Genomic DNA, 4,705 nt, shown 5'->3' on the forward strand with positions numbered 1-4,705 from the left:
TTTATGGCACTGCAATTGCAGAAATTGCCGAACCAGACTCAGAATGTTCTCAAACTAGCAGCTTGTATTGGAGCGCAGTTTGATTTGAATACGCTAGGGATTGTTTCAGAACAATCCCCAGAAACAACGGCGGCTGATTTATGGAAAGCGTTGCAAGAAGGGTTGATTATTCCGAATACGGAAATTTATAAGTTTTTTATTCAGTCTGACAGTACGTCGGTTTCTAATGCCGCAGCTAATCCGATTTATCGGTTTTTGCATGACCGAGTTCAACAAGCAGCTTATTCCCTAATTCCTGATGACCAAAAACAAATTACCCATCTAGAAATCGGGACATTGCTACTTCGCAATAGTAGCGAAACCCAGCGTCAAGAAAGAATTTTTGATATTGTAGGTCATTTTAATTTAGCCGCCGAGCTAATTACCCTGCCTCAAGCCCGCTATGAATTTGCCACCCTAAATTTACAGGCAGGCAAAGCTGCCAAAACCTCCGCCGCCTTTGATGCCGCCTTCATGTTTGTTAGCACAGGGATTGACCGACTGCCAGATACAAAATGGCAAGAAGATAATTATCCCTTGACCTTGGCACTGTACGATCTAGGTGCGGAACTTGCTTATCTATGCAGCCAATTTGAGCAAACAGATCGACTAATTGCCTCAATTGAGCAAAATGCTAACAACTTACTCGATAAAGTTAGTGCCTACGAGACTAAAATATTGGCTGACATTGCTCAAAGCCAGATGCAGGATGCTGTTTACACAGCCCTAGATGTGCTACAGCAGTTGGGCATTGAGCTTCCCAAAGAACCGACTCAAACCGATATCTCGCTGGGATTAGACAAAACAAAACTGACCTTGGGTAATAAAACAATAGCGCAGTTGATCGACTTGCCCAATATGAGCAATCCCAACGCCCTGGCAGCCATGCAAATTTTATCGAGTACGATATCTGCGGCTTATATTGGTGCGCCACAGTTGATGCCGTTATTGGTATTGGAGAGCGTTAATTTATCGGTTCGCTACGGTAATACTACTCTCTCAGCCGTTGCCTACGCTTGGTATGGACTGATTCTCTGCGGTGTGGTGATGGATATTGAAACGGGTTATCAGTTTGGGCAATTGGCTGTGCAATTGTTAGAGCGTTTAAATGCCAATGATTCCAAGGCACAAACCCTGTTTACTAACTCTACCTTTATTAGCCATTGGCGCGAACCTGTGAGAAACATCATGCCATCGCAATTAGAGGCTTATCAAACGGGGTTAGAAACAGGAGATAATATGCTTCATGGGCGGCAGTTATGCATTCTTACAACCAGTATTGGGTAGGAGAACACTTGAGCGATATGGAAGGAAAAATCCGATCGCTCATGGTGGCGATCGCCCGATTTAACCAAAAAAATGCCTCGGTTTACTTGCAAATTGTGCATCAAGCTACCTTAAATCTTTTGGATCATACCAAAGATCCAAGCACTTTGTCGGGTGAAAGTTATCAAGTTGTCGAGGCAATTCCCCTACACCACGCCACCAACGATCGCACAGGGTTGTTCTTCAGCTATCTTTGTCAACAATATTTACATTACTTGTTTGAGGAGTATGCTGAAGCCGTTGAAAAAGCGAATACAGCAAAACTTTATTTTGATAGTTGTATATCAACATTGCCCACAGTCATACATTGCTTTTATGATTCCCTGGCGCGGTTGGCTGTTTATCCAAAAGTCTCATCTTCAGAACATCAGGAACTCCTCAAGCAGGTCAAAGAAAATCAGAAAAAACTGAAGCAGTGGGCATTTCACTCTCCAAGCAATCATCAACATAAGTTTCTATTGGTAGAAGCAGAACGATATCGCATACTGAAGAAATATCTACCTGCGATTAATCTCTACGATCGCGCCATCGCCCTCGCCAAAGAAAATCAATACCTTAATGAAGAAGCATTAGCCAACGAACTGGCCGCTAAATTATATCTCGATTGGGGCAAAGAAAAAATCGCTCAAGTCTACATGATTGAAGCCTATTATTGTTACACCCGTTGGGGAGCAAAAGCCAAAGTGGTTGATTTAGAAACCCGCTATCCCCAACTACTCGCCACAATTTTGCAAAAACAGCAACCATCTTTCAAACTGACGGAAACGATGATTTCTATCTCCTCTCACACGATTCAGAGTTCCACCGTCAGTAGTGCTAGCCTCTGTGAAGCCCTCGATCTGGCGACCATTCTCAAAGTTTCTCAATCTCTGTCGAGTGAAATTGAGTTGGATAAATTACTCTCAACCCTACTTGAGGTGATACTGGAAAGTGCGGGAGCGGATAAATGTGCGTTGCTGATGCCAAAAGGCTCGCGCTGGGTAATTGAGGCATTATCCCAATTGGAACAGCCTAGCATTATCTTGCGAAGGCTGCCCTTTGACGATGGTCAAACAGTACCAGTTACCCTAATCAATTGGGTCAAAAATACCCTCACCTTGACTGTAATTGAGAATGCAGTAGTTGAGCCAACCCTAGCGGCTGACCCTTATATTATTCACCATTCACCTAAGAGTATTCTCTGTGCGCCAATTCTCAACCAAGGCAAATTGATTGGCATTTTGTACCTAGAAAATAACCTGACGGTGGGAGCATTTACGAGCGATCGCCTACAAGTTCTCAAACTGCTCACAACTCAAGCAGCGATCTCTCTAGAAAATGCCCAACTTTATCGCCAATTAGAGGAATATTCCCATACTCTGGAGCAAAAAGTCGAAGAACGCACCCAGGAAATCACACGTTCTTACACTCAGCTAGAATCAACCTTAGAAAAACTATACTCGACTCAAGCCAAACTAATTCAAGCTGAAAAAATGTCCGGTTTGGGACAGCTAGTTGCCGGAATTGCTCATGAAATTAATAATCCGATTAATTTCATCTATGGCAACTTACAACCAGCGAGTCAATATGTTGCTTCCTTAATTGAATTAAATAACTTATATCAGCAACTTTATCCCCAACCATTGCCAGAGATTGCCGAGAAAATCACCGATATTGATCTAGAATTTATATCTGATGATTTACAAAAACTCCTGTCATCGATGAGGGTAGGAGCAGATCGTATCCGTCAAATTGTGCTGTCACTGCGGAATTTTTCCCGTTTGGATGAATCAGAAATAAAATCAGTAGATATTCACTCCGGCATTGATAGCACGCTGTTAATTTTGCAACATCGACTCCAAAACAATAGCAAATATTCCGAGATTACAGTTATTCGAGAATATGCAAATCTGCCTTTAGTCAATTGTTATGCTTCAGCTTTAAATCAGGTATTTATACATCTGATAAATAATGCAATTGATGCTTTACAAGAATCAAAGGTAAATCGCACACCTACTATTAGAATTCGGACGGAATTCTCAGAATCCCAAAAAGTACTAATCCGCATTGCAGACAACGGTGTAGGGATGAGTGAGTCCGTGCAAAATAAGATGTTTAATCCATTTTTTACTACAAAGCCGATTGGTAGTGCTACAGGTTTGGGATTGTCAACTAGCTATTCGATTGTAGTAGAAAAACATGGAGGTGAGTTAAACTGCATTTCCAAACTAGGAGAGGGAACAGAATTTTTCATTGAAATTCCGGTATAGTTTAGGGTTCAGATCCCCGACAACTTTCGCGAAGTCGGGGATCTTTTTCGGGAATACTAAATCTGGAAATCTTCAGGATTTAGCAGCATGGTTAGCACTTTAGTCAATATTCCCGGATATCGCATCTATGATTTACTCTACAATGGTTCCAGAACCCTAGTTTATCGAGGGTATCGAGAGACTGATTCATTACCAGTAGTGATTAAACTACTGAAAAATCCTTATCCTAACTTCTCTGAACTCTTATCGTTTCGTAATCAGTACACCATAGCCAAAAATCTCAACTCACCTCTAATTGTCCAAACCTACAGCCTTGAACCCTATCAAAATGGCTATGTATTGGTGATGGAAGACTTTGGGGGGATTTCTCTGGTGGAATGGAGAGTGGGGGGAAGCGTAGAATCTCTGATCGAGTTTTTGGAGATAGCGATCGCACTATGCAATACCTTAGATATACTCTACCGCGAGCGAATTATTCATAAAGATATTAAACCCGCCAATATTCTCATTAATCCAGAAACCAAACAAGTCAAATTAATCGACTTTAGTATCGCCTCCTTACTACCACGGGAAACGCAGACACTAATCAATCCCAATGTGTTGGAAGGTACACTGGCTTATATTTCCCCAGAACAAACAGGAAGAATGAATCGGGGGATTGATTACCGAACTGATTTTTATTCTCTGGGTATGACATTCTACGAATTACTCACAGGAAAGTTACCTTTTGCGTCAAACGATCCAATGGAGTTGGTGCATTGTCATATTGCTAAACTTCCACCACTTTTACCGAACAGAGAAGAGATTCCCCAAGTTATTTGTGATATCGTCATGAAATTGATGGCAAAAAATGCCGAAGATAGATATCAGAGTGCCTTGGGACTGAAGTTTGATTTAGAAAATTGTTTACATCAGCTACAAGTTGATGGTACAATAAAGGGTTTTCAAATTGCCGAAAGGGATGTGTGCGATCGCTTCATCATCCCCGACAAACTTTATGGACGAGAAGCAGAAATAGAAACTCTACTGCAAGCATTTGAGCGAGTCAGCCTTGGTGCAACAGAAATGATGCTGGTAGCAGGTTTTTCTGG

General features: G+C 41.8%; 3 protein-coding genes. All 3 read left to right on the forward strand.

The window, feature by feature from the left end:
* The coding region (locus V7K67_RS24515; RefSeq protein ID WP_442943920.1) for an ATP-binding protein at nucleotides 1-1,326 on the forward strand (1,326 nt) is incomplete at its 5' end.
* Entirely contained in the window at nucleotides 1,299-3,614 is a 2,316-nt protein-coding gene (locus V7K67_RS24520; protein ID WP_335168761.1) for a trifunctional serine/threonine-protein kinase/ATP-binding protein/sensor histidine kinase, read from the forward strand. The genes V7K67_RS24515 and V7K67_RS24520, both read left to right, overlap by 28 nt.
* A gap of 87 nt (nucleotides 3,615-3,701) precedes the next feature.
* A partial coding sequence (locus V7K67_RS24525) for a protein kinase domain-containing protein (protein ID WP_335168763.1) occupies nucleotides 3,702-4,705 on the forward strand: 1,004 nt, incomplete at its 3' end.

This window comes from Nostoc sp., from assembly GCF_036917155.1.
Classification (GTDB): Bacteria; Cyanobacteriota; Cyanobacteriia; order Cyanobacteriales; family Nostocaceae; genus Nostoc.

Excerpts from the sequence above, each read along its gene's own strand:
- V7K67_RS24520 (WP_335168761.1), top strand. The coding sequence starts at position 1,299 with ATGCATTCTTACAACCAGTATTGGGTAGGAGAACACTTGAGCGATATG.